Consider the following 2,481-nt stretch of genomic DNA (forward strand, 5'->3'; position numbering starts at 1 on the left):
GAGGGGCTGCTCTACGAGCAAATGCCGCAGAAACTGCGCGACCGCGACCCGCTGGTCGAGGCCTGCCGTTTCTCCGAGGCCAAGGACGCCCGCCTGCCCGGCTTCGGCAAGAAGCTCTATCGCTTCGTCGAGCCGCTGTTTGCCGATGCCGGCCCCGACCGGATGCGCATCGTCAAGGCCGCCTGCCTGCTGCACGACGTGAGCTGGCGCGCCCATCCCGACTACCGGGCGCAGACCTGCTTCGACAATGCCACGCGTGCCAATCTCGGCGGCCTCAACCACCCTGAGCGGGTGTTTCTCGGCCTCGCCCTGCTGCACCGCTACAAGAACAAGCGCGAGGGCCTGTTCGAGGATTACTACGCGCTGCTGAGCGAAGACGAACTGCAGGAGGCCGAGGTGCTCGGCAAGGCCATGCGCTTCGGCTCGATGCTGTGGATGTCGGATGTCAGCAAGGAAGACGGGGCCTCGCTCGACTGGGATTCCAAGGCGAAACGGCTGTCGCTGCGGATGACCGCCGATGTCGCGCCGCTCTACGGCGAGGTCGCCGAGGCGCGGTTCAAGTCGCTGGCGCGGGCGCTGAACGCCGAGGACATGCAGGTCAAGATCGACTGAGACAACGCACCGTCTCGGCGCAAGCGATGTGGTCCGCGAGACGCGAGCACTTTCCCTTATCCGGCAAGAGATCGCCTGACCGGCAAGCTCAAAGCTCGATCTCGCGATCGGGTGGCGTGCCGTCGAGCGGCGGCAGGTCGCGCTCGCGCTTCGGCCAGTCGCGGTCGCGCGGCAAGATCCCGTTCTCATCGCTTTCCAGCGGCTCGCGGCGGCGCAGAATGATATCGCCATTCGGCAGCATCTCGGGCGGGTGATAGACCGACCAGTCCTTCACCTTGCCCATCAGATCCTGCAGCGCCGGGCCCATCTCCTCGCGGAAGCTGCGCAGCGCCGGCTCCATCTCGCCGGCCAGATCCTCGAGCTCGCGCAGGGCGGGGTCGAGCTCGCCCATCAGCCCCTCGAAGAACATCTGCGCGCCGCGCTTCATCAGGCCACCGCCATCGGGCGGCGCTTCCCCGGCATCCTGTGCGGCGACGGGCATGGCCAGAAGGCTGGCCGAGAGGCAGAGGGCGGCAAGCTGTTTCATGCCCTGAATATAGGGCGGCCGGCGGCCCTGAGAAGAGGCTGCGGCGTCAGAGCGCCTCGGTGCGGTAGAGCCGGATCTTCAGCGAGCCATGCGCCACCGGCGGCCCGGGTGGCAGGAACGGCAACCCGGTCTCGCGCGCCAGCCCCGGCTCGGAGGTGACGATGCCGACGCGCCAGCCGCGGAACCGCTGCTTGAGCACCTCGCCAAGGCTGCGGTGCAGCGCGTGCAGCGGCCCCGGCTTGCCGATCCGTGCGCCATAGGGCGGGTTGACCATGACGAGCCCCGGCGGCCCCTCAGGCGGCTCGAGCGCACTGACCGGCTGGCAGGTGAAGCGGGTAATCTCCGACACGCCGGCCCGCTCCGCGTTGGCGGTGGCCGAACGCACCGCGCCGGCATCCCGGTCGAAGCCGTGGAAGCGCAACGCCGTCTCGTGCGGCGCCTGCGCCGCCCTGAGTGCCGCCCAGGCCTCGGGATCGAACCCGGCCAGCCGCTCGAAATCGAAGTGCCGGCTGCGCCCCGGCGCCAGACCGGCGGCAATCTCCGCGGCCTCCAGTACGAAGGTGCCCGAGCCGCACATCGGATCGACCACCGGCTCCTCGCCGCGATAGCCGCACTCGCGCAGGAACAGCGCCGCCAGCGTCTCGCGCATGGGGGCCTTGCCCACCGCCTCCTTGTGGCCGCGCCGGTGCAGCGGTTCGCCCGAGGTGTCGACCGAGAAGGTCACGAGATTCTCCTCGATGCGCACCAGCAGCCGCACGCCATCATCACCGCGGGCGGCACCGAGCGTCTCGGCGATGGCGGTCTCGACCCGCTGCTTCGCCGCACCGGCGTGGTAGATCTTCGACTTCCGGCTCACCGCCTCGACCTTGACAGGCTGGTCGGCCCGCAGCACCTCCCCCCACGGGAATTTCCGTGCCCGCTTGTCGAGCTGCGCCAGGTGCACCGCGGGAAAGCCGCCGATCCGCGCCAGCACCCTCGCCACGCCGCGCAGACACAGGTTGGCGCGCATCACCTCTGCCCAGCCGCCATCGAAGGCCACGCCCCCCGCCGCCGGCCGCAACGGCCCGAACCCCGCCGCCTTGGCCTCTGCCGTCAGCGCCGCCTCCAGCCCCGGCGCGCAGGCCAGGAAAATCTCGAATGTCTCGTCCATGCTGCCCGCTTAGCGCCTTTTCGCGCCCACGACGAGTCTCCCTGTCATCTCTCGAGCGTCGCGCCCGACCGATCAGAAATGGCGCGCGTGGGATCGCCGGACGCCTCCGGCGGGAGTATTTTTGACGAAGAGAAGACAGGGGCGCAGCGCTCCTGCCTTCTCTGGTTCCGAAATACCTCGGGGGTGAATTGGC

2 protein-coding genes and 1 pseudogene are annotated in these 2,481 nt (G+C 69.4%); 1 reads left to right on the forward strand and 2 read right to left on the reverse strand.

The window, feature by feature from the left end:
• Positions 1-612: pseudogene (locus AC6RA4_RS24830) on the forward strand (exopolyphosphatase); the annotation flags it as partial.
• 88 nt (positions 613-700) lie between these two features.
• Here the strand turns inward: AC6RA4_RS24830 and AC6RA4_RS24835 are convergent.
• On the reverse strand, positions 701-1,138 hold the full coding sequence (locus AC6RA4_RS24835) for a hypothetical protein (RefSeq protein ID WP_500164891.1): 438 nt from the start codon (positions 1,136-1,138) through the stop codon (positions 701-703).
• A gap of 46 nt (positions 1,139-1,184) precedes the next feature.
• Positions 1,185-2,288: a THUMP domain-containing class I SAM-dependent RNA methyltransferase gene (locus AC6RA4_RS24840; protein ID WP_500164893.1), complete on the reverse strand. Its 1,104-nt coding sequence runs from the start codon at positions 2,286-2,288 to the stop codon at positions 1,185-1,187.
• Positions 2,289-2,481 lie beyond the last annotated feature (193 nt).

Source organism: Salipiger sp., from assembly GCF_059781815.1.

Bases quoted from the DNA above. Each gene is read 5' to 3' on its own strand.
- AC6RA4_RS24840 (WP_500164893.1), bottom strand. From the start codon at position 2,288: ATGGACGAGACATTCGAGATTTTCCTGGCCTGCGCGCCGGGGCTGGAG.
- AC6RA4_RS24835 (WP_500164891.1), bottom strand. From the start codon at position 1,138: ATGAAACAGCTTGCCGCCCTCTGCCTCTCGGCCAGCCTTCTGGCCATG.